General features: G+C 32.0%; 20 protein-coding genes and 1 pseudogene. All 21 read right to left on the minus strand.

Annotated features, from left to right (window positions below):
• Positions 1–3,100: pseudogene (locus tag AMN73_RS01925) on the minus strand (PQQ-binding-like beta-propeller repeat protein); the annotation flags it as partial.
• The gene (locus tag AMN73_RS01930) at positions 3,100–3,654 is read right to left on the minus strand and encodes a hypothetical protein (RefSeq protein WP_075534602.1); all 555 of its coding nucleotides are present in this window, start codon (positions 3,652–3,654) and stop codon (positions 3,100–3,102) included. The pseudogene AMN73_RS01925 and the gene AMN73_RS01930, both read right to left, overlap by 1 nt.
• Before the next feature lie 3 nt (positions 3,655–3,657).
• Positions 3,658–4,335, minus strand: a complete 678-nt coding sequence (locus AMN73_RS01935; protein ID WP_075534603.1) for a pilus assembly PilX family protein — start codon at positions 4,333–4,335, stop codon at positions 3,658–3,660.
• Positions 4,332–5,279, minus strand: a complete 948-nt coding sequence (locus tag AMN73_RS01940; RefSeq protein ID WP_075534604.1) for a PilW family protein — start codon at positions 5,277–5,279, stop codon at positions 4,332–4,334. Before AMN73_RS01940 ends, AMN73_RS01935 begins: the two co-directional genes overlap by 4 nt.
• On the minus strand, positions 5,276–5,956 hold the full coding sequence (locus AMN73_RS01945; RefSeq protein WP_075534605.1) for a type IV pilus modification PilV family protein: 681 nt from the start codon (positions 5,954–5,956) through the stop codon (positions 5,276–5,278). The genes AMN73_RS01940 and AMN73_RS01945 overlap by 4 nt, the downstream gene beginning before the upstream one ends.
• Complete coding sequence (locus AMN73_RS01950; protein ID WP_075534606.1) at positions 5,953–6,681, minus strand: prepilin-type N-terminal cleavage/methylation domain-containing protein; 729 nt, start codon at positions 6,679–6,681, stop codon at positions 5,953–5,955. The genes AMN73_RS01945 and AMN73_RS01950 overlap by 4 nt, the downstream gene beginning before the upstream one ends.
• Positions 6,656–7,669 (minus strand): type IV pilus twitching motility protein PilT, encoded by a 1,014-nt coding sequence (locus AMN73_RS01955; protein ID WP_075534607.1) that lies wholly within the window; start codon positions 7,667–7,669, stop codon positions 6,656–6,658. The genes AMN73_RS01950 and AMN73_RS01955 overlap by 26 nt, the downstream gene beginning before the upstream one ends.
• A gap of 416 nt (positions 7,670–8,085) precedes the next feature.
• Complete coding sequence (msrB, locus tag AMN73_RS01965) at positions 8,086–8,460, minus strand: peptide-methionine (R)-S-oxide reductase MsrB (protein ID WP_075534609.1); 375 nt, start codon at positions 8,458–8,460, stop codon at positions 8,086–8,088.
• Position 8,461: 1 nt separating this feature from the next.
• Entirely contained in the window at positions 8,462–9,361 is a 900-nt protein-coding gene (locus AMN73_RS01970) for a DMT family transporter (RefSeq protein ID WP_075534610.1), read from the minus strand.
• A gap of 3 nt (positions 9,362–9,364) precedes the next feature.
• Positions 9,365–10,600 carry an NAD(P)/FAD-dependent oxidoreductase gene (locus tag AMN73_RS01975; protein ID WP_075534611.1) on the minus strand — a complete coding sequence of 412 codons (1,236 nt, stop codon included), beginning with the start codon at positions 10,598–10,600 and terminating at the stop codon, positions 9,365–9,367.
• A gap of 54 nt (positions 10,601–10,654) precedes the next feature.
• Entirely contained in the window at positions 10,655–11,779 is a 1,125-nt protein-coding gene (gene rodA, locus AMN73_RS01980; protein ID WP_075534612.1) for a rod shape-determining protein RodA, read from the minus strand.
• Between the two features lie 4 nt (positions 11,780–11,783).
• Entirely contained in the window at positions 11,784–13,763 is a 1,980-nt protein-coding gene (gene mrdA / locus AMN73_RS01985) for a penicillin-binding protein 2 (RefSeq protein ID WP_075534613.1), read from the minus strand.
• Positions 13,744–14,262 carry a rod shape-determining protein MreD gene (gene mreD, locus AMN73_RS01990; protein ID WP_075534614.1) on the minus strand — a complete coding sequence of 173 codons (519 nt, stop codon included), beginning with the start codon at positions 14,260–14,262 and terminating at the stop codon, positions 13,744–13,746. The genes mrdA and mreD overlap by 20 nt, the downstream gene beginning before the upstream one ends.
• Entirely contained in the window at positions 14,262–15,113 is an 852-nt protein-coding gene (mreC, locus tag AMN73_RS01995; RefSeq protein WP_075534615.1) for a rod shape-determining protein MreC, read from the minus strand. The genes mreD and mreC overlap by 1 nt, the downstream gene beginning before the upstream one ends.
• A gap of 8 nt (positions 15,114–15,121) precedes the next feature.
• Entirely contained in the window at positions 15,122–16,156 is a 1,035-nt protein-coding gene (locus AMN73_RS02000; RefSeq protein ID WP_075534616.1) for a rod shape-determining protein, read from the minus strand.
• A gap of 1 nt (position 16,157) precedes the next feature.
• Positions 16,158–17,735, minus strand: a complete 1,578-nt coding sequence (locus AMN73_RS02005) for a 2-isopropylmalate synthase (RefSeq protein WP_075534617.1) — start codon at positions 17,733–17,735, stop codon at positions 16,158–16,160.
• A 93-nt stretch (positions 17,736–17,828) separates the two neighbouring features.
• Positions 17,829–18,851 (minus strand): ketol-acid reductoisomerase, encoded by a 1,023-nt coding sequence (ilvC, locus tag AMN73_RS02010; RefSeq protein ID WP_075534618.1) that lies wholly within the window; start codon positions 18,849–18,851, stop codon positions 17,829–17,831.
• A 12-nt stretch (positions 18,852–18,863) separates the two neighbouring features.
• The gene (gene ilvN / locus AMN73_RS02015) at positions 18,864–19,412 is read right to left on the minus strand and encodes an acetolactate synthase small subunit (protein WP_075534619.1); all 549 of its coding nucleotides are present in this window, start codon (positions 19,410–19,412) and stop codon (positions 18,864–18,866) included.
• Positions 19,412–21,178 (minus strand): acetolactate synthase 3 large subunit, encoded by a 1,767-nt coding sequence (locus AMN73_RS02020; protein WP_075534620.1) that lies wholly within the window; start codon positions 21,176–21,178, stop codon positions 19,412–19,414. Before AMN73_RS02020 ends, ilvN begins: the two co-directional genes overlap by 1 nt.
• Positions 21,179–21,216: 38 nt before the next feature.
• A complete protein-coding gene (gene miaA / locus AMN73_RS02025; RefSeq protein WP_075534621.1) occupies positions 21,217–22,140 on the minus strand; it encodes a tRNA (adenosine(37)-N6)-dimethylallyltransferase MiaA in 924 nt (307 codons plus the stop codon).
• Between the two features lie 3 nt (positions 22,141–22,143).
• On the minus strand, positions 22,144–22,667 hold a 524-nt coding region (locus tag AMN73_RS02030; RefSeq protein ID WP_143323189.1), incomplete at its 5' end, for a PDZ domain-containing protein.

Genomic DNA, 22,667 nt, shown 5'->3' on the forward strand with positions numbered 1-22,667 from the left:
TGTATATAGAAAACATATGGAGTGGTCCTGAACCTGTTTCATAATTACCCTCTGCATCTTGTGCACCAACTGTTACAGTTGGTGTAGTTACATCTAATACAGAAAATCCTGCACCACCACGACCATAAGGAATCATTAATAATGTACGCCATGATTGAAAATTTTGATATTCTGTTCCACCATCGTTTAGTCCATAAATAAAAGCATCGTGAACAACTGGTGATCCATCTACAGCAAATATTGGATTAGTACCACCTGCTTCAGCTGCACCTCCAAATTGTCCATCCAGGGATTTGTTTACTAAGAGTGGTAGTTGAGCTGCAATCATGGGAGGTACAAATGCCCACTCCTCATCTCCAGTTTTAGCATTAAATGCATGCAACGTTCCTCCGTTTGAGCCAGCATAAACAACTCTTGTTCTATTTTGGTTGGCTGTTTTAAATGCCCCATAACCTTTTGTTGATCTCCAATATTTTTCTTGGTTGTTACCAAAAAAGTTTGTACTAGCACCTGGAGGGCCAACTTCGATTAATTGAGAATGATATATATCTCCTAAAATCCAGTCTCTATCTTCATCAATAGGGCATGCTCCACCACCTGGAGTTCCTTTATAGTTAAAGTAGTCAACACCTCTTACAAAATTAATTAATCCTTTTACATCATCATCGATACCATCTTCGACACCATCTGTTCCTGCTAGACCACATGTTGATCCTGAATTGTGATAATCTCTTACTGCGTTACCAGTTGCTTCAAATAAGTTTTGAATTGCGGCTGCATTACTTGTGTTCCAATTATTCCATCCACCACCACCAGTATAACCAGCGTCTCCATACTGTTTAGTGTCAATTGCAGTCCAAATTTTTCTGCCAGTGGAACCTTTTACAAGAAGTCTTTCTCCAGCGTCCCAGTTTCCAAAACCATTATTTTCTTCCAAGCTATCTTGAATCACATCGCCATCAATTTGATACCTATAAAGATGACCTCTCCATTCTTTGTTTGCCTTATAATTAAATTGTGCTTGATAAATAGATCCGCCTTCCTCAAGAGTTGCAGTGATTGATGGTGCTGTAAAAGATAATCTTTCTGCAATAATTTGTCTGATTTTTGATGAGATCTCTGTCTTTAAATCAGCTGGAGTTTCAGCGTCTATCGGGCTTTCACAACCTGTTTTATTGTCTAGTCCTTCGTAGGAAATCGGATTTACATTGGCATAATAATCACCCGGACTTTCGCAAGATCCAGCTCTTGCTAGTCTGTCAAATATGACTTTAGCATTTGCATTTTGATAAGATCCACCATAGCCAACCATAAGAGTTGTAACTTCATATTCATCTCTTAGTTTTGCTAAAGTTCTGAATGCTTCTGTGCTATTTCTTATATGTCCGTCACTTATAACAATTACATAATTTTGCTGACAAGGTTTGCCCGCTTTATCTATAACTGGCGTCTCTCCCGTTCTATTTCCAAAATATTGATATGCAATGTCAGCAAAAGCATTTCCATCTGTTCCCCATGCCATACCGATAGTTGGAAGTGTAGCAACAATTTCAGAAGCCCCAGTAGCGCTTACCCCATCTTCTAGACAGTAATCATTAAGACATCGATCAGACGTACCTACTGGGTGAGTTCCACCCATCCAACCATTGACCATATAGTAACACGCATTCCAAAAGTGACAAAATTTTTCACCACCACCTGTCCCATCTTGAAGCCAAGCTGCGCCACCTCTCGAGTCATTAGTACCTGAATTCCAATGACCAAAACCATAGTTTGCACCTGATGTTAAAGAACTATCAGTTACAATTTCCTCGATTGCATCTTTTGCACCATCAAATTTTGATTTTTTTGCACCACCATATCTTGCTCGCCAGGCTGTATCTTTTAAAGCATCAGTCATTTTATTTTGATCAAATTTGTGTATAAACGAATTTCTATCACCTACTAAAACTCTGGTAGCACTAGTAAATATATTATTTCCAAAACCAGAACTTGCCGCCATTCCTGGCAGATTAAATTCAACATCAGCAGCATCGACATCTCCTGGGTCTTTATCATCTAAAGTCTTAGCAGGTCCATATTTACCTATAGTAAAATCTAAGCTAGCTGAAGTAGAGGTATGATCTATTGAAATTTTTTGAAGAAGATGAGAGTTTTTACTTAGTGCATAAATCTTATTATCTTCTGCAACAGAATATTTAATAGAGAAAACATCTTTTATATCATCTGAAAGAGCATTTGTTTGACCAGCAGATAATGCTTCATCTTTTACCGTATTAATAAAATAATCCCAATGTCCGTCAGTAGGACAATAAAGATCGTTACCGTCTTTTGTTAGAGTATAGCCTACAAGATGCTGGCCTGCTGCGAGATAAATATAATCACCATTATTACTTATGGTCATAGATACAGCATTATTTTTACTCACCAGTTTTCCAAAATGATGACTAGTATTTATTGAACATTTTTTTGATTTCCCATTCGTCAAGTTCTTGACATATAACTTTCCTTTCTTACCACCACCTTCATGAGTTCTGCCAGCTACAAAAAGAATTTCATCATTATCTATCTCTCTTATCTCAAGTAATGCGGGCATTGCAATTTTTGTTTTATTAAAACCAATCACATCAACGCATTTCCCATCACTATCGATTGCAACTATCTGTCCACCATTTTGAGTTGAAACTCCATAAACTATATCGCTTGAAGTAACAGCTCCAGACCAACTTTTATTGACTTGAGAATTTTTATTTCCACAGTTTGAATCGTTATTTTTTCCTCTAAAATTGATAGCACCACCAGCAAATGTTAAATCTCTCTCTCCCGTCGATGTTATAATTTTTGAAAAACCTCGTCCATTCTCAGCAAATATAATATTGCCATCACTTAATTCAACTGCCCAGTCAATACCATAGGTACCCATATTACCCGCTACTAAATTTCTCATACTAACGGAACTATCTAACAATATTAATATATTGGCTGGCACATCTCCTTTACCTGAGCCAGGAGGTATTGGTTTTGAATAAGATTTTGAACCTATTAAAGAAAATATAATTAAATTAATTATAATTATTTTAAAGAAAATTTTTAATTTCATTAGTTCTCCTCATCAAGTAATACATCATAGTATTTTGGAGATGTCACAGCAACCCCCTCTGAAATTTCATTATTTTTATCTATAATTTTATAATAAAAAATTTGTTTTCCTCCAATATTCCAAAACTTATATCCTGGCCATGATCGACTCTCAGTATCAACCGTTCCGAAGTTTGCTTGTACATATTGTTTCAGTAAACCTTTTTTGCTCTGATCATTATCTTTACCATTTTGCACTTCAATTTCCACAGCACCAACTTTGTTGTTTACTACGTACCCTTTGATTAAAACATCTCCAAAATCTATATCTTCACAAAAGGCTCTCTTTTCAGTGAAATAAATAAAAACCTCACCGGCCAATCCGATTGATCCAGTTTCTCTAGTTGTACCAATGACTTCTTCTATTTGTGACTGTTCCTCTTCAAAAGTTCCAAAAATATTTTCAATTGATGATTTATTTGAACCAATATCTATGCTTAATAAATCACATGCCCATGAAATTTGTGAGCTAAATAGTGTGGTTATAAAAAATAAAGTAAAAATATTTTTTTTCATTTTTTAATCCGGTAAAACTACCATACTTTCTAATGGTATTATAATTTTATCTTCATCATAAATACCGCATGCATAAATTCTAAATGCAGTTCCTGCGTTCACTACATCTATAGATCCTTGTTGAACACTGTTTCCTCTTTCAAAAGAATCTGCTGGACCAATGTTAACTAAAAAATATTCATAAGTAAATCTCTGTAAAAAACTAATTTCTCCATCCCTAAATTTTTCCTCTTTTGAACTTAGTGGAGAAGGATATGAAGCGTTGACTATGGGTCCAACAATATTAAAAAAGGATCCATCTACATAATGTGCAACAACATTTTCTAAATCTACAACATTTTTAAAACTTTTATAGCAAGGAGTTCTATTATCTGCAGTTATCGGGTAATTATTTCTTGGAGCAATATTTTTTGATGAATCGTCATCTTCTCGGGTTGCATTTAATCCTGTTTTAATTCTTCTTGGTTTTCCCAAATACTTATTCACTAAATATTTTTCAGCCTCTAGCAACCCTGTTTCACCAACATAAAAAGCTTGCTGATATAAATCATCAGTATTATTATCTCTATGGTCGCTAGATGATAATACAACTAAAGTTCCACCCATTAGTGACATGGCTACTAGAAGAACCAATGAAAGAATTAATGTAAATCCTTTTATATTTTTATTTTTGTTTTTCATCTTCCTATATTTCTTGTGTGAATACTTACAACAACATTATCTCTTAAATATCTATCGCCAAAGCCATCACCACCGTATCTTTCTTTCCTTAACGTTTTTAAAAACTTTTTTTGTTTTGGCGGAATTTTAAAAAATTCTTTATTCGATCTAAATATTAATGACATGTCTACTTGTTTAATTTTATAAAGATTTATCCTTTGATCGTTATTTGGTAAGGGATAATCTCCATCTTTCCATAAGTGATGTCCATTCTCATCAAACAATAAAAATTCCATATCAACCAAATGTGACCGCACGAGCTGATTTGTGTAACACTCTGTACATCTGCTTGTCCAATTACCAAATGGGTTATCATCATTCTCGATCCAGCTTTCTTTTGTTTTATAAACTCCATAAAAATCATTATCAGGATTACCGTCCTCATTATTTATTTGTAGCCCAAAATATGTAATTTTATATCTTTTATAAGGTTGGAGCGGATCGTTCTTATCAAAATCACCATAGACAATTGATATGCTATCACAGCAAGAGTCTGTGGGTCGATTTTTTTGTGGGATTGGAAGATCAGTACCAGCTGCCGCAAAGTCTGCGGGAAAATATCCAAGAGTATCTCTAAGAACTATTATTGGGTCATGTGAGTCAATTATACCTCTACCTTCCTCTAATCCTGAAATATGTGTTAAATTATCTGATGGCGGAATTCCCTCATCGTTTACCCCATAATAATGCTTGTAACCTGCTAATCTTATATCTCTCATCATCATTCCAACTATATCTCTACTTGAACTGCTTATTCTTGCTTTATCAGTTACTTGTTTGTAACTGCTATTCACAGCAGTGTATGATGCAAACATTGCTCCCATCATAATAGCTGTTACTGCAACTCCTACTAATAATTCAATTAATGTTACACCAGATATTTTATTCAATTTTTTTTTCATCATTCATTAAAAATATAATCTGCCTGAAAGTATAGTGTTCTTCTCTTATTGCCACCGTTGGCGTTTATTTCTACCCTTCCCATATAAATTTCATCATAAATCATGTCCCAACTACCATCGAGACAATCGGTATCTGAACAAAGTTTATAAATTCTAATTTTTTTTGAATCTCCATCAGTTTCGCCGGTTGGATCACCTCTACATTTTAAATAACGGTCTTCTCCTAAAATAACTTGCCATCTATTTGCTTTATTTTCTGGAGCCCCTTCTCCCACTGCATTTTTATAAAGACTAGTCATATTTTCCTTTGAAAAAATAGGACCACCTTTTCCACTACATGTATTAAATTCAAATGCGCTTGGGTTCGTTCTTACATATTCAGCAAATTTTTTTATCGTTTCAGGACATGGAGTACCATCTAGAGCTGTTGGAATACCATAGTCATTAATCAAACATTGTTTGGAAGCTGGATTAGTATTTGCCGTCTCATCTCTTGATCCAATCATATCTTCAGCAATCATGCTTGATAGATAATTTATTTTTGTCCTCTCAGCTGATACACCAATTGAGTTCACTGAATAATTAACTAGTTGAAATACAGCAAGAAAACCGATAGCTACTATTGCAGTAGATACTAAAGCCTCTACTAGACTAATACCTTTTGAAAATTTATTTTTCATTGCGTTACCCAATCACCTGCCCATTTATACAGATTAATACTTCCAAACCTGCTCCATTCTATACGAAAAAAATTGCTCTGGGTAGGACCTTCGGAAGTTAATTTACAGTCATCATCTGATGTATCTCTTTGACAAATGAATAAATTTTCATTAGCCATGGACTCACCTCCTTCTGTAATTAAAAACATATCGCTAGCACCATAAAAAGTACCATCTTTTGAAAAACATATATTGCCACCACTATCAGGTATGTCCATAGGTTGATCAGCATTATTTAACATACCTATTAAAATTTTGGTTTTATCAATTTTGATTTGGTTAACAGTTAATTCATTACTTGTTGCACCCTCGTCATCCCAGTCGATGTCCATAGAGCATCTTTCGTCAAATCTGTGAAAAGGCTTTGGTGTCGTACCATTCCACTTATCTCTTACAAGAGCAGCAAACTTTTCTTGTCCTAAACCATTTGTCTCTATCACGATTTCATTTGTACCTGTATCTGTGTAAACTGAAAATTGCACAAAGCTATATTGTCCTCTTTGAACTTGTGAAAAAATGTTTCTCATTAGTGAGGCTGTTTCTGTAGCTTTAGCTCTTACCATTCTTTCTGCTCTCCACTTCGTGAACGGTTTAAAAGATGTAGCTGAAATTGCACCAATAATTGCAATAACAATTATAAGTTCTAATAAAGTGAAGCCTTTAACTTTCTTTTCCTGCATTTGCATCTATCTTTCCAGCGGTTACAAGATTTTCTAATGACTTTGACATCGTAATCATTCCATCTTTTACTGCGGTCTGCATGATGCTTGGTATTTGATGAATTTTTGCTTCTCTAATTAAGTTTTGAATAGGAGCAGTGCATTTCATTATTTCAAAAGCACCCACACGACCTTGCCCATCTTTTGTTTTTAAAAGTCTTTGTGTTACAACCATCTTTAAAGATGTTGAAAGTTGTGCTCGGATCTGAGCTTGTTGTTCCGGTGGGAAAACGTCTATAATTCTATTTATTGTATTTGGTGCTCCACTTGTGTGAAGCGTTCCAAAAACCAAGTGTCCAGTTTCAGCAGCTGTAAGTGCAAGACTTACTGTCTCCAAATCTCTCATCTCTCCTACTAAAATTACATCCGGGTCTTCTCGTAAAGCTGCTTTAAGGGCACTTGCAAAAGTTTGTGTCTGCTTTCCAACTTCTCGATGTGAAACGATACTTTTTGAATCTTTATGAATAAATTCTACTGGGTCTTCTACAGTTATAATATTTGCAGTTCTTGTTTTATTTATTTCATTAACTATAGCTGCAAGTGTAGTTGATTTTCCAGAACCTGTTGGTCCAGTGACTAAAACTAAACCCTTATGCATATCAATTATGTCATAAAGGGCATCTGGTAAATCAAACTGTCCCATTTCTGGTATTTTGCTTTCTACTCTTCTAAGAACTGCAGCTGGTCCATTTAATGTTTTATAAAAATTAGCTCTAAATCTTAGTCCACTAATATTAACTGCAGAGTCTAACTCGTGTGTATCTTGGAATTTTTTTGTCTCATGCTCATTACAATTCGTGGTCATTAAATCTATAAGATCTTGTGGTTTTACCATAACATCTTTGACCATGATAATTTCTCCGGTTTGTCTGTATGCTAAGGGAGAGCCTGATCTAATATGAAAATCAGATATTTTTTTGTTATTTTTTGCAAGTTCTTCTAATTTTTCAAACATATTAAATTTGTATATATAAATGTGAAAAAAAACAATATTTACTTCGGCCTAAGCGACCAAAATAAGCAATTATTTAATAAATAAAATAATATAAAATCCAAATAATCAAAGAGTATTCAAAAAAACTTTTTGTAAGATTTAATTGTTTTTCTGTAAATTTTGATTTTAAGAATTTACCCAAAAATATAAAACCCAAATGTACTAAAATGATTGCAAAAATAATTCCGATAAGAGTAAACTGAAACGAGAAGTTTTTATATCCAAAGTAAACAGCAGCAATAAAAGTTAGCCATGAAACTTTTGTTATAAATAATTTAAAAATAAGACCGGCTTTTTTACTAAATATAGACTGTGTTTTTATTAAAGAGTAAGACCAAGTTAAACCAATCAAAAAACTCAAATACTTTAAAATCATTTTATTTTTTTTCCTTAAAAACTAAACAAACTCCATTATTACAGTATCTCTTTCCAGTTGGCTTTGGACCATCATCAAAAATATGTCCATGATGACCTCCGCAATTTTTACAGTGATACTCAGTCCTTGCATAACCAATTAGATGATCAGTTTTAGTTTCAAATACATCGGGTAAAGACTCAAAAAATGACGGCCAACCAGAACCACTCTCATATTTTTTTGAGGACTCAAAAAGTTTAATATCACAATTTGCACAATGATATGATCCATCTCTTTTTTCAAAATTTAATTCACTTGATCCAGGAGGTTCAGTTCCCTCCTCAAACAAAACAAGTTTTTGATCTGGGGATAATTTAGAATTAATTTTTTTGACCATCTTAATTTATTTTAGTTTTTTTATTTGATAATGAAATTCCTATTATAATAAATATCGCACCTAAAATATGATAAAACATAAATTTTTCATCAAATATTAACATAGCCATTATCGCACCAAATATTGGCATTAAGTGTAAAAATATTCCAGCTCTATTTGCACCAATTATTCCAATTCCTTTGATCCAAAAGAAAAATGAAGCTAGTCCTGGAAATAATACAACGTATGCTAAAGTTAGGAAAAAGGGTTTATTGAATTGAATATTATTTCCTAAAGACATTTCAATAATAAATATCGGTATTAAAAAAAGCAAACCAGATATAATTACGACTTCAAGTAAAGCAATTTGAGATATTTTTATTTTATCTTTCTTCAAAAAAGACGAATAGATTGCCCAGGCAAGCATTGCAACTACCATAGTCAAATCTCCTCTATTAAAATCAAGATTACGAATTAAATTAATATCTACTTTAGTAATAATAAAAATTACACCAATTAGAGAAAGTGCAACTCCTGACAATTGAAAAATATTAGTTTTTTCAATTTTTAACATAGATGAAATTAAAATTATCCATACTGGTATTGTTGAAATCATTAAGACTCCGCTAATTACCTGGGTATGATAAAGTGAATAATAAACAATTGAATTAAATATAGTGATGCTAGTGAAACCTAATAATATGAAATGACTAATTTTTGATTTAATATAGTTAAAATTGTTAATTATTTCTTTATAAGTAAAAGGTAAAAGTATTAATCCAGCAAATAGCCATCGATAAAAATTTAATGAGAATGGTGGTATTTGATAAATGCTTGCAGCTTTACCGACTATAAAATTTCCTGACCAAAATAACGTTGCAAAAATTAATAATAAATATGCAAGTCCATTTTTATTACGCACAAATTATGAAAATCTTAAAGAGCTATAAGGTTCTAAGCTTAAATTTGTTTTTTCGTCTAAAATCATTTTAGATACAATCTTTCCAGAAATGGCTCCTAATGTCCATCCTAAATGATGATGGCCAAATGAATAAAAAACATTTTTATAATTCTTCGATGGTCCAATAACTGGTAAAAAATCTGGTAGTGTTGGTCTAAATCCTAACCATTCGTCATCATGTTCTGGCAAACCATCTAGCATATACTTTGCATTGTTTATTAAATTTCTCACTCTTTCTGCAGATGGTGGATTTTTTAGACCTCCAAATTCAACTGTTCCAACTACTCTCAAGCCTTGTTCCATTGGAGTCATGCCAAAACCTCTATTTGAAAATACAACAGGTCTTGATATCAAATTTTCACAACCCTTAAAGTGTATGTGATACCCCCTCTCAGTTTCAAGTGGTATATCTTCATATAAATTATCAGAAATTCTTTTTGAAAATGCTCCACAGGCAATAACAACTTTATCAAAAATAAATCTTTGAGTTTGTGATCTTATAATTGGTTTTTGATCATCAAAATTAAGTTCATTGATTTCCTGCTTTAAAAATTTTCCTCCCTTTTGAATAAATAAATCAAAAAGTTTCTGAAAAACTCTCTTTGGGTTATTGGTGTGTCTTGCATATGAATAAAATACCCCGCCATCATATATTGGTTTGATATTAGGCTCTAAATCATGAATTTCTTTTGGATTAAGAAGTTGTTGATCAACACCAAGTTCATCTCTAATTTTAATTTCTAAATTTCTGCTTTCTATGTTTTGATTATTCCAAATATACATAATTCCATTTTTAATCACTAAATTTTCTAAATCTAACTCCTCAAATAACTCATCATATGCTGGTAAGGCCAGATCTAAAATTTGATGCATATATTTTGCTGTGTGCATCATATTTTTTTTGGAACAATTTCTTAAAAATTTAAAAAACCAAGGTATCATTCTTGGAACGTAATTCCATTTTAGAGCAAGAGGTCCAGTAGAACTTAATAGCATAGCAGGAACATCGGTAAGAACGTCTGGTCTATTTAGTGGAACAGACGCATAAGGTGAAAAGTGACCAGCATTACCATACGATGCTCCACTACCAGGTTCATTTTTATCAAAAATTATTACTTCATGACCTTTTTTTTGAAGAAAAAGTGCATTACAAACCCCTTGAATACCTGCTCCGATTATACCTATTCTTAATTTACTCATGATAAATAATACATCAAATTAATGTTTAAATTCTAGCGACAAATTAAACAAAAATTAGTGTATTATTTGTTTGCTGTGAATTTTGGTACTCATTACTATACTTAAACCAATCATTGTTGCTAACATTGATGAGCCACCATAAGACATAATTGGAAGTGGAGAACCAACTATAGGTAGTAAGCCTAAAACCATAGACATGTTGACTGTAACATAAACAAAAATTGCAGATCCAAAACCATAACAGAAAAGTTTTCCAAAAAAACTTCTAGAATGAGACCCAATATTTAATATTCTAAATATTAATACTCCATAAAGAATTAATAATATGACTGAACCAATAAATCCATGTTCTTCAGAAAATAATGTAAATATAAAGTCTGTATGTTTCTCAGGTAAAAATTCGAGATAACTTTGGGTGCCTTTAAGAAATCCCTTTCCTGTAAGACCACCTGAACCAACTGCGATCTTTGATTGAATAATTTGATAACCTGCACCTAATGGATCTCTATCTGGATTAAAAAAAGTTAATACTCTTTGTTTTTGATAAGGCTTTAACATTGAAATTACAAAAGGTAATGAGATAATTAAAGTTAATCCAGAATAAATAAAATATTTTATATTAAATCCAGCTAGCCATAAAACAATTACACCACTTATAGCTATTAAAATAGAAGTGCCGAGATCAGGTTGGCTTACTACGAGAAGAATTGGTAAAAGCAAAATAGCCATTGATATAATAATATTTTTAAAACTATTAATATTAGGCATTTGTTCTCTGTGAAAATATCTTGCAAAACAAACTATTATCGCAATTTTCATAAGCTCAGATGGTTGAAGATTTATAAAATATAAATTTATCCATCTTTGAGAGCCAGATGCAGTGACACCATACATTGAAGCCCAAATTAAAAAACCTAAAGTAATTGTATAAAATAAATAAGCAGTTGAATGCCAAAATCTCAAATTAAAAAAAGATAGAAATATCATCATGGAAAAAAAAGTTACAAATCTTATAAAATGACTTTTAGAGTGGTATAAAAATTCGCCACCATCAGTTGAGTACATAGAAAAATTACTAATTATACCTAAACAAAGTACACAAAAAATTAATACAAAATCAAAAGATCTTAATTTTTGAAAAAATGTATATTGTTCTGAATATGAAGATTGCTCAAACATTTTTTTAAATATCTACTAAATTATTTTTTCTAATTTTTTCTCTTTCCTCATGACGGTCAATAATTTTTTTCATAAGTTTTTTTGCTAAAGGTGCTGCAGTTGCACTTCCAGACCCTCCATGTTCAACTAAAACACATAATGCATATCTTGGATCTTTATAAGGTCCAAAAGCAACATACCAAGCATGGTCTCTTTCCTCGTATGGAATTTGTGCTGTATCTAAATCCAGCTCTCTTTGCAATTTTGTAATTTTTTTAACTTGAGCTGTACCAGTTTTACCAGCAAATCTATATTTTGGATCATCAATTCTTGACCGATAGGATGTACCTCTAACCTCGTTAGTGGAGGCAGACATTGCTTCCAAGACAAACTTAATATTCTCTTGGTTTCTGAAAAGTTTATTATATTCTTTTTCACCTTTGGTAAAAATTTCTTCAGCTGATCGAATTAAAGATGACGAGTTTTCATTTGTTATTTTAAGTCTCGCTTCCATTTTATATTTTATCTTCTCAAGTGACTCTTGATTTTTGTCTACTGTTATTCTTGGAAATATTTTAAATCCTCCATTTGCCAACTGTGCAGTCATTAGACATAGCTGTAATGGTGTAGTTTGAATATATCCTTGGCCAATTCCAGTTATTAAGGTTTCACCTAGAACCCATCCTTTACCTAACGCATTTTTTTTCCATTTTGTTGATGGCACCAAACCCTTTTTTTCTTCTATATATAAATTTTTAAACACTGTATTTCCAAGTCCAAATCTTTTTGCAGTTATATTAAGTCTATCAACACCAAGCCTCCTACTCATCTCGTAGAAATAAGTGTCACAAGATTGTTTAATTGCGTCTCTAAGGTCTACTATGCCATGACCCTTTTTTTTCCAGCAGTGATATGTTTGACCATACATTTCCATTTTACCAGTGCAATTAACTTTAAATTTTGTAGAGATGACATCATTCTCTAGGGCTGATAAAGCAACAATAGGTTTAATAGTTGAGCCAGGTGAATACAAACCAGAAATAGTTTTATTAATCAAAGGCTTTAAAGGATTTTTTCTGATCAAATCCCAATCTTTATAACTTATGCCATACATAAATAAATTCGGATCGAAAGATGGTGATGAGTGCATTGCAATAATTTCACCAGTAAATATATCCATCACACTTATGGAGCCAGACTTTTCCGCTAAGAGTTCGTTACACAATTTTTGTATTTCCGTATCAATAGTAAGCTTTACTTTTTGCCCTTTCTCACCTTCTTTAAAGTCTACTTGATTTATTCTTTTACCAAATGCATTTACCTCGTATCTCTTAACACTATTTGTACCAATTAAGGAATTTTCAAATGTTTTTTCTAATCCAGTTTTTCCAACCCTTAAACCAGGCACATGTTTATTTTTAATTTCCTCATTTTCTAGTAAATCACTTTCGCTTGCTTGGGCCACATAACCAAGTACATGAGTATAGTTTGCTTTATAAGGATAACTTCTTGCTACAGACAATACTGGTTTTGCTCCTGATAATTCATGTAAGTAAAAATTTACTTTTGAAAATTGATCCCAAGTCAAACTTTCAGATATGATTAGCGTTTCCCATGGTTTTTGCTGTTTTTTCTTTTTTACTATTTTACTGAATTGTTTATCTGATAAAGACAAAATATTTTTTAATCGAACCATTAAATATTTAAAGTCTTCTACCTGCTCAGGTACTACGTGAAGTTGATAAACTTTAGTATTACCAGCAACTACATTGCCAAAATAATCCTCAAATTCACCTCTTACCGGAGGCAATCTCCACTCTCGTAATCTATTTTTGTCTGATAGTGTTAAGTATTTTTTATTTTCAGTTATCTGCAAACTAAATAATCTTGCAACTATACCTGTGAAGATAATCCCTTTTGCAATTTTTAATATAAATACTCTTCTATTAACAGTATTAAATTTTCTAACATTTGAGTCACCACCATCAAACACTGGAAGCTCCATAAACAAAATTTTTGTATAATTCGAATAAAATACTAAAAAGTATATAAAATAAAAACGTAAATAATATATTTACCAGTACATCTTCATAAACAATTTGTACATTAAAAAAGATATTTGATATTGCAAACATTAAAGAATTAACAACAAGGATTGTAAATCCAAAAAAGACCCAGTCGTTCATTCTGCTTGGCCTTAAAGTAATATTTCTTAAATAGGATGAAAAACCACAAATAAATAAATAGCTTAATGAACTCACCCCAATTGGGAGTCCAACTACAGCATCATTAAATAATCCACTTAAGAAAATTAGACCATAGCCTAGGCTACCAGGTCTTTTAAGACTCCAATAATAAATAAGAATGAATGGAAAGTTAAAAGAGAAATACTTTAAACCAAGATAATTAAAATCAAATTCATTTAAAGTAGCTACAAATAACAAAATAATAGGACCTTTTTCTAAAAGTTGCTTGAAAATACTTAGCTTTGATAATTCTGTCATTAATTTTCCTCTGCTTTATAAGATCTTAATTTCACAAATCTTAATTGAGAAAATTCAGAGTAAAATTCAACATTAATCTCAGAATTTAAACTATTTTTGACTGTTCTGCCGATTGGTACGCCAGGTTTAAAAATACCACCTGCGCCAGATGTATAGACTATACTGTCACTCTCAATTAAAGCCTCTTCTTTTATATACTGAATTTTTCCAATATTATCGCCAGTCCCTGAGAGTATAGACTGAATATTGTTTGGAAGTATATCAACAGGAATTTTACTATTTAAATCAGACAGAAGTAAAACTCTAGATGTTGTAAAATTAACTTCTACCACCTTTCCTACTAAGTACTCTTGATCGAGAACACCCATTCCAAGTATTACACCATGCTTACTCCCTTTATTTACTATAATAGATTTTAAAAATGGACTTTGTTTATCAACTATAACTTTAGCAAGAATTTCATCAGAAGAAAATTTCAACTCATTAAGAGTTTCTTTTAATCTTTCATTTTCTGTTTGTATGTATTGAACATTATATTTTCTAATTTCTAAATCTTTTACTTTTTGTTTTAGAATTTTATTTTCTTCGTAGACAAAAAAATGATTTTTAGTGGCAATAAATCCGTTTTTTACTACATTTTCAGGAGTAGAAAATATAAAAGTAGACCTATAAGCAATCTCTTTCAAAGATAGTTTAGCATAATTAATAACTTTAAAGTCATATCTGCCTAATATTAAAATACTTAATGTAAGAATAATTAGTGCAGAAAGAGAAAATTTTTGTTTATTTTCTTTTTTTAAAAACGCAGATCTTATAGCTATTATAAAATCATCTCTACTTGAGGGTTGCATTTTTCAAATCAATACTCTGATAACATTGTATTAAATGTTTCCTCTTGCTCTAAAGCTTTGCCTGTTCCGACTGCAACGCAAGCTAAAGGGTCGTCAGCAATATGAACTGGAAGACCAGTTTCTTTAGAAAATCTTTTATCAATGTTTTTTAATAATGCTCCACCTCCAGTTAATGTTAGACCCATATCAACTAGGTCCGCTGATAATTCTGGTGGGGTATTTTCTAATGCATCTTTAATCCCATTTATCATTTCTCTTAATATAGGATTTAATGCCTCAACCGTATCCTCCTCTGTAATATTAACTTCTTTTGGAGTACCAGATCTTAAATCTCTACCCTTAACTGCATAAGTATTATTATTTGTTGCAATTGCAGTTCCTATTTCTTTTTTAATTTTTTCAGCCGTACTATCACCTATCATCAAGTTATATTCTTTTCTCATGTATCCAATGATTGCATTATCCATTGCATCTCCAGCAACTCTTAAAGAATTCGAATAAACCACTCCACCAAGTGACATTACTGCTATCTCTGTTGTTCCGCCACCAATATCAATTACCATTGATCCAGTTGCCTCAGAAATTGGCAGGTTAGCACCAATAGCTGCTGCAATTGGCTCTTCAATTAATTGTACTCTTCTTGCACCAGCAGCAAGCGCACTATCTTGAATAGCTTTTCTTTCAACTGGAGTTGAGCCAGTTGGTACACAAATTAATATTCTTGGATTTGCAAATGTGCTTCTTTTATGCACTTTTTTTATAAAGTGTTTGATCATTTCTTCAGTCACAATAAAATCTGCTATTACTCCATCTCTTAAAGGTCTTATGGCTTGGATATTTCCTGGGGTTCTTCCTAACATTGTTTTTGCTTCATCTCCGACAGCTAAAACTGACTTCTTTCCTTTGTTATCTACAACAGCAACAACAGATGGCTCATTAAGAACTACACCTTGCCCTTTTAAAACAACTAACGTGTTAGCTGTTCCTAAATCAATAGCCATATCTTGGCTCCAAATTGCTGTAAATTTATCTAGAACTCCCATTTTATACTCCTCCTTTTACTTTTTGGTACTGAATATCTTTCGATAAAGATTTTTTTTCTCTCTTAATTAACATTTTATTTAAAGCATTCAAGTATGCATTTGCTGATGCTACTAAAGTATCTGTATCAGCTGATTGGCCTACTGTTGTTCTATCATTTTCCTCTATTTTCACACTAACTGTTGCTTGTGCATCAGTTCCTTCAGTTACAGCGTGTACTTGGTATAGAGATAATTTAACGTCATGAGGATATAATTCCTTTATGCATTTGAAAATTGCATCTACAGGTCCATCTCCTGTTTGTGAAGTTTTCTTGATATCTCCAAATACATCTAGTGTCATTTCTGCTCTTTGAGGTTCGCCCGTCCCTGCAAAAACTTTTAAAGACTTAAGATTTATTGCATTTATTTTATTATCAATTATTAAACTATCGTCAACTAAGGCAACAATATCCTCATCATAAATATGTTTTTTCTTATCAGCTAAAATTTTAAATTTTCCAAAAGCAGCTTGGATTACGTCATCAGTAACATCTGTGTAACCAAGATCGTTAAGTTTATCTTTAAAAGCATGTCTACCAGAATGTTTTCCCATAACTAATGAGGTTTTCTTTACTCCAACGCTCTCTGGTGTCATAATTTCATAAGTTTCTCTATTTTTAAGCATTCCATCTTGATGAATGCCCGATTCATGAGCAAAAGCATTTTTTCCAACTATTGCTTTATTAAATTGCACTGGAAATCCAGTTGCATTAGACACAATTTTAGATGCCTTGCTAATTAATTCTGTCTTAATACCAGTCTCATACGGCATTAAATCATTTCTTGTTTTAATTGCCATTACAATTTCTTCAAGTGCAGCATTTCCCGCTCTTTCACCTATTCCATTAATTGTACATTCTATTTGCCTTACGCCTGCTGACAAACCTGCTAGAGCATTTGCAACTGCTAAACCTAAATCATTATGGCAATGAGCAGATATTATTGCTTTATCTATGTTTGGAACATTATTTTTTATGTGAGTAATAGTTTTAGCAAATTCCTCGGGTATAGAATATCCAACAGTATCTGGAATATTGATTGTTGTAGCTCCACACTTAATTGCTAATTCAATAGTCTTGCACATAAAATCTAAGTTTGTTCTTGTACCATCCTCGCAAGACCACTCAACATCATCAGTAAATTTTTTTGCATATGTAACACTCTCTTTAATTGCATCAATTACTTGGTCGTTGGTCATATCTAATTTATGTTTCATATGAACGGGACTGGTTGAAATAAAAGTATGTATTCTAAATCTTTTAGCAAATTTTAACGACTCGTGACACGCATCAATATCTTTTTTTAAAGCTCTTGATAAACCGCAAGGGATAGAATTTTTTAAACCTTTGCTGATTGCTGACACAGCCTCAAAGTCTCCAGGTGAAGATATCGGAAATCCAGCTTCAATAATATCAATTCCCATTTCATCAAAAACTCTAGAAATTTGAATTTTTTCCTCAACGCTCATTGATGCTCCAGGTGATTGTTCACCATCTCTCATTGTTGTATCAAATATAAATACTTTGTCTTTATTGCTCATAATTTTTTTAAAAATTTGCTAATCAATAATACTACCTCTCGTGTAGATTGCAAAATAAAAGAGTTATATCAACTCAAATTGGAACAAAACTTTTTAATTTTTATCGCTGTCGACCAATTTCTTCTTGGTAATCCAAGGCATCATGGCTCGAAGATCAGCTCCAACTTTTTCAATTGGATGTTCTGCTAATTTTTCTCTAGTTTTAAGGAAATTTTTTTGACCATTTTTACATTCCTCCATCCATTCTTTAGTGAACTTTCCTGATTGAATTTTTTCCAAAACTTCTTTCATTCTTTTTTTAGTTTCTTCCTTGTTTATTATTTTTGGTCCTGAAACGTATTCTCCATACTCAGCTGTATTTGAAATTGAATAATTCATGTTTGCAATTCCACCTTCGTAAATAAGATCAACAATCAATTTTACTTCATGTACAGTCTCAAAGTATGCCATTTCTGGTTCATAACCTGCTTCAACTAACGTTTCATACCCATTTTTTATTAATTCTACTAAACCACCACATAAAACAGTTTGTTCACCAAATAGATCAGTCTCTACTTCATCTTTAAAAGTCGTTTCAATAATACCAGATCGTCCACCTCCGATTGCAGAAGCATATGACATAGCAATATCTCTTGCCTTGCCTGAACCATTCTGATGAACAGCAAATAAACATGGGACGCCGCCGCCTTTCTCAAACTCACTTCTTACTAAATGTCCTGGACCCTTAGGGGCAACCATAAAAACGTCTAAATCTTTTCTAGCTTTAATAAGATCATAGTGAATATTTAATCCGTGAGCAAAAGCAATTGAAGTTCCTTCTTTTACTCGTTGCTCAATATGATTTTTATAGATAGTTGCCTGAAGTTCATCAGGTGTAAGTATCATTACGACATCTGCCCACTCTGCAGCATCTGATAAGTTCATTACCTTTAAACCTTTTGACTCAGCTTTTGCTTTACTTGAAGATCCATCTCTTAAAGCAACCACAACCTCTTTTACACCACTATCTTTTAAATTCAGTGCATGAGCATGTCCTTGGCTTCCATAACCAAAAATTGCTATTTTTTTATCTTTTATTAAATTTGTATTGGTATCTTTTTCGTAGTACATTTTCATAAATTTATCCTTTTATTTAAAAGTTTCTGCACCTCTAGTCATTGCAACCGCTCCCGTTCTTGAAACGCTTATAAGTCCAAACTTTTTTAAATTTTTTGACATTTTATCAATTTCTCTTCTAAGAGCTGTAATTTGTATTACGCATGATTTATTTGTTTTATCCAATATTACAGCATTATACTTTTTACAAGCATTTAAAGCCTTACCTCTCTTATTATTATTGCCGACAAATTTAAATAATGCCATTTCTTTAAAAATTACTTGTTTATCTTCTCTTTTAAAGTCAGCTACCTTATGGACTGGAACCAATTTTTTTAGTTGTAATTTAATTTGATCAATAACTTGGGGCGTTCCTGTTGTAACAATAGTTATTCTTGAGATATTCAATTTTGAGTCAATTTCAGCAACAGCTAATGACTCTATATTGTACCCTCTTCCAGAAAATAATCCCACAACTCTAGCTAAAACTCCAGCCTCGTTATCTACCCATACTACAATTATATGCGTATCTAATTTTTCCTTTTTTCCTGCTACGCTGTAGGCTGATTTAGATTTGGTCATTAAACTAAAGTTTTACCTTTTCCAGTTATTTTATTCTGCTCTTGATCTTTTGGTCCTAAAAGCATTTGGTTGTGAGGCTTGCCTGATGGTATCATTGGGAAACAATTTTCTTGTTTATCAACTAAACAATCAAATATTACAGGTCTATCAGTATTTATCATCTCGATAATTTTATCATCCAATTCATCTGGGGTTTTTGCTCTTATTCCAACACATCCATATGCTTCAGCTAATTTAACAAAATCTGGTAATGCGGCTGTGTAGCTTTCTGAATAATTCTTTTCATGTAATAATTCTTGCCATTGTCTCACCATGCCCATGTACTCATTATTTAATATAAATATCTTTATTGGTAAATTATATTGAACTGCAGTAGACATTTCTTGTATCGTCATTAGAACCGACGCCTCTCCAGCAATATCTACAACTAGCTTTTTTGGATGAGCAATTTGAACACCAACTGCAGCAGGCAAACCATATCCCATTGTTCCTAACCCTCCAGATGTCATCCATCTGTTTGGTTTATCAAATTTATAATGTTGTGCTGCCCACATCTGATGTTGACCAACTTCAGTTGTAATAAATGTATCTTTATTTTTTGTTAACTCGTAAAGCCTTTGAACCGCATATTGAGGTTTTATAGTCTCATTGCTGTTTATATAATCAAGTGATTTCTTTTCTCTCCACTTCCCAATTTGTTCCCACCATTTTGATATTTGTTGTTTATTAGATTTAACAAAATTAGGTTTTGTCTTCTTAATTGTTTTTATTATTGAAGAAATTACACTTTGAACATCCCCCACGATTGGTAAATCAACTTTTACGTTTTTATTTATAGATGATGGATCGATATCAATATGAACCTTTTTAGACTTCGGTGAGAATTCATCTATCTTTCCTGTTATTCTGTCATCAAATCGAGCACCAATATTAATCATCAAATCACAATCATGCATTGCATTATTAGCTTCATAGGTACCATGCATTCCTAACATGCCCAGAAAATTATTATCATCACCAGGAAAACAGCCTAAACCTTGTAATGTAGATGTAATTGGAAAACCAGTCACAGCTACAAGCTCTCTTAATAACTCACTTGCTTTAGGGCCAGAGTTTATTACGCCCCCACCAGTATAAAAAATTGGTTTTTTTGATTTTGACATCAGCTTAACTAATTCATCTATTTCTTTTTGTGAAAAATGATTATGAACTTTTCCATTTAATTTATTTTTCTTTTTAAATTTTGGATAATCCGTTTTCTGAAATTGTATGTCCTTTGGGATATCAACAAGAACTGGTCCCGGTCTTCCGGTTGTTGCTACCTCGAAAGCTTTATGAATTATTTTTGATAAATCTCTAATATCTTTAACTAACCAATTATGTTTTGTACAAGGTCTTGTTATTCCTGTTGTGTCACATTCTTGAAATGCATCTGTTCCAATTAAATGAGTTGGAACTTGTCCTGAAATACAAACTAGTGGTACGGAGTCCATGTATGCATCTGTTAATGCTGTTACTACGTTTGTTGCACCAGGACCAGATGTAACAAGTACAACGCCAGGTTTACCTGAAGATCTTGCATAACCCTCTGCTGCATGACCAGCTCCTTGTTCATGACGAACTAGAATATGTTTAATTGATGAATGATTTTTTAGTTCATCGTAAATTGGTAGAACTGCTCCTCCTGGATAACCAAAAATATATTCTACATTTTGGTCTTCCAAACATTTAAAAACAATTTCAGCTCCTGATAACAATTTTGGCATTCAATCAATCTAGCTGAAGTTGTGCTAATTGGTCAAGTTTAAGTGTGATATTTTTGAAATTTTTTTATGTAAGAAGTTAAATCCTGAGATGGAACTTTTTGCCAATCTTTCATTTGTCCTCTTGCCCAAGTGCTTTGTCTTTTTGAGTATTGTCTTGTTTTTATGAATATTTGTTCTTTTGTCGAAATCAAATCCTGTTTATTTAACAAATATGAGCTAATTTCATTAATTCCAATAACTTTGCTAGAGCTTTTATCTTTATTAACCCTCAATTTTAAAAATTTTTTTACCTCTTTAATAGCTCCATCTTTAATCATCTTATTAACCCTCTTTTCTATCTTTTTAACAAGATCTTCTCTTTTGGTATCTATCAGAATTTTTACTAACTCCTGATCATCAAACGGTATAGTCGTTTTTTTAAACCATTGGGTTAAAGTTTTTTTGGTAAATTTTTTTACTTCATATGCTCTTATAGATCTTTGGACATCAGTTGGATTGATTTTATTTTTTACATTTGGATCGATTTTTACTAGTTTTTTATAAAATTGTTCTTGGCCTAAATTAGACTGTATTTTTCTAATTTTATTTCTAAAATTTACTGGTATTTTCGGTATTTTTACTAATCCACTTGTTATCGATTTAAAATATAAACCTGTTCCACCAACTATAATAGGAATTTTATTTTTTTTTTTTAATTCTTTAATTTTTTTTTGAACTATTTTTAACCATTGTCCTGTTGAAAAATTTTTTTTGACATTTAAAAATCCATACAGATGGTGTTTAACTATTTTTAAATCTTTATTTTTTGGTCTATCCGTTAAAATTTTAAGTTCTTTATAAACTTGCATACTGTCAGCGTTAATAATTTCTCCATTTATTCTTTTTGCAAGTTGTATAGCAAATTTAGATTTTCCTGATGCGGTAGGGCCAAAGATAAGAATTATTTTGGACTGTATGTCCATTTATTATTTTAATTTTATACCAATATAACTTATTTGGTTTTCGTTATTATAAATGACTACTAAAATTGTTTTATTGTTAGCAACTAAAGATGATTTAACTATATTTTGTAAATCTCCAGGTGTTTTAATTTTTTTCTTTTGTGCCTCAATAATTATATTATTTATCATTAAGTTTTTGACAGGACTATCAGCGTCAATGCTTGTAATTACAACTCCTGTAGTATCTTTTGGTAATTTTCTTTTTTCAATATCTTCATTGTTTAAAGGCCTTACTTCAATTTTTAAATCATCAATTACTGTTGTTTTTAAAACTTTTGGTTTTTTTGGTTTGAAATCACTAGATGTTTCTAATCTTCCTAGTTTAATTTTTTTAAAAATCTCTTTTTTATTTCTCCAAATTTTTACCCGCACAGTTTTTCCAACTTCTGTTTGAGCAACAATCATTGGTAATTCTCTCATTTGATTAATAACAGTCCCATCAAATTCTAAAATTATATCCCCAGCTTTTATTCCACCTTTTTCCGATG

Source organism: Candidatus Pelagibacter communis (assembly GCF_001179965.1).
Lineage (GTDB): Bacteria > Pseudomonadota > Alphaproteobacteria > Pelagibacterales > Pelagibacteraceae > Pelagibacter.

Excerpts from the sequence above, each read along its gene's own strand:
- AMN73_RS01930 (WP_075534602.1), bottom strand. The coding sequence starts at position 3,654 with ATGAAAAAAAATATTTTTACTTTATTTTTTATAACCACACTATTTAGC.
- AMN73_RS01935 (WP_075534603.1), bottom strand. The coding sequence starts at position 4,335 with ATGAAAAACAAAAATAAAAATATAAAAGGATTTACATTAATTCTTTCA.
- AMN73_RS01940 (WP_075534604.1), bottom strand. The coding sequence starts at position 5,279 with ATGATGAAAAAAAAATTGAATAAAATATCTGGTGTAACATTAATTGAA.
- AMN73_RS01945 (WP_075534605.1), bottom strand. The coding sequence starts at position 5,956 with ATGAAAAATAAATTTTCAAAAGGTATTAGTCTAGTAGAGGCTTTAGTA.
- AMN73_RS01950 (WP_075534606.1), bottom strand. The coding sequence starts at position 6,681 with ATGCAAATGCAGGAAAAGAAAGTTAAAGGCTTCACTTTATTAGAACTT.
- AMN73_RS01955 (WP_075534607.1), bottom strand. The coding sequence starts at position 7,669 with ATGTTTGAAAAATTAGAAGAACTTGCAAAAAATAACAAAAAAATATCT.
- msrB (WP_075534609.1), bottom strand. The coding sequence starts at position 8,460 with ATGGTCAAAAAAATTAATTCTAAATTATCCCCAGATCAAAAACTTGTT.
- AMN73_RS01975 (WP_075534611.1), bottom strand. The coding sequence starts at position 10,600 with ATGAGTAAATTAAGAATAGGTATAATCGGAGCAGGTATTCAAGGGGTT.
- rodA (WP_075534612.1), bottom strand. The coding sequence starts at position 11,779 with ATGTTTGAGCAATCTTCATATTCAGAACAATATACATTTTTTCAAAAA.
- mrdA (WP_075534613.1), bottom strand. The coding sequence starts at position 13,763 with ATGGAGCTTCCAGTGTTTGATGGTGGTGACTCAAATGTTAGAAAATTT.
- mreD (WP_075534614.1), bottom strand. The coding sequence starts at position 14,262 with ATGACAGAATTATCAAAGCTAAGTATTTTCAAGCAACTTTTAGAAAAA.
- mreC (WP_075534615.1), bottom strand. The coding sequence starts at position 15,113 with ATGCAACCCTCAAGTAGAGATGATTTTATAATAGCTATAAGATCTGCG.
- AMN73_RS02000 (WP_075534616.1), bottom strand. The coding sequence starts at position 16,156 with ATGGGAGTTCTAGATAAATTTACAGCAATTTGGAGCCAAGATATGGCT.
- AMN73_RS02005 (WP_075534617.1), bottom strand. The coding sequence starts at position 17,735 with ATGAGCAATAAAGACAAAGTATTTATATTTGATACAACAATGAGAGAT.
- ilvC (WP_075534618.1), bottom strand. The coding sequence starts at position 18,851 with ATGAAAATGTACTACGAAAAAGATACCAATACAAATTTAATAAAAGAT.
- ilvN (WP_075534619.1), bottom strand. The coding sequence starts at position 19,412 with ATGACCAAATCTAAATCAGCCTACAGCGTAGCAGGAAAAAAGGAAAAA.
- AMN73_RS02020 (WP_075534620.1), bottom strand. The coding sequence starts at position 21,178 with ATGCCAAAATTGTTATCAGGAGCTGAAATTGTTTTTAAATGTTTGGAA.
- miaA (WP_075534621.1), bottom strand. The coding sequence starts at position 22,140 with ATGGACATACAGTCCAAAATAATTCTTATCTTTGGCCCTACCGCATCA.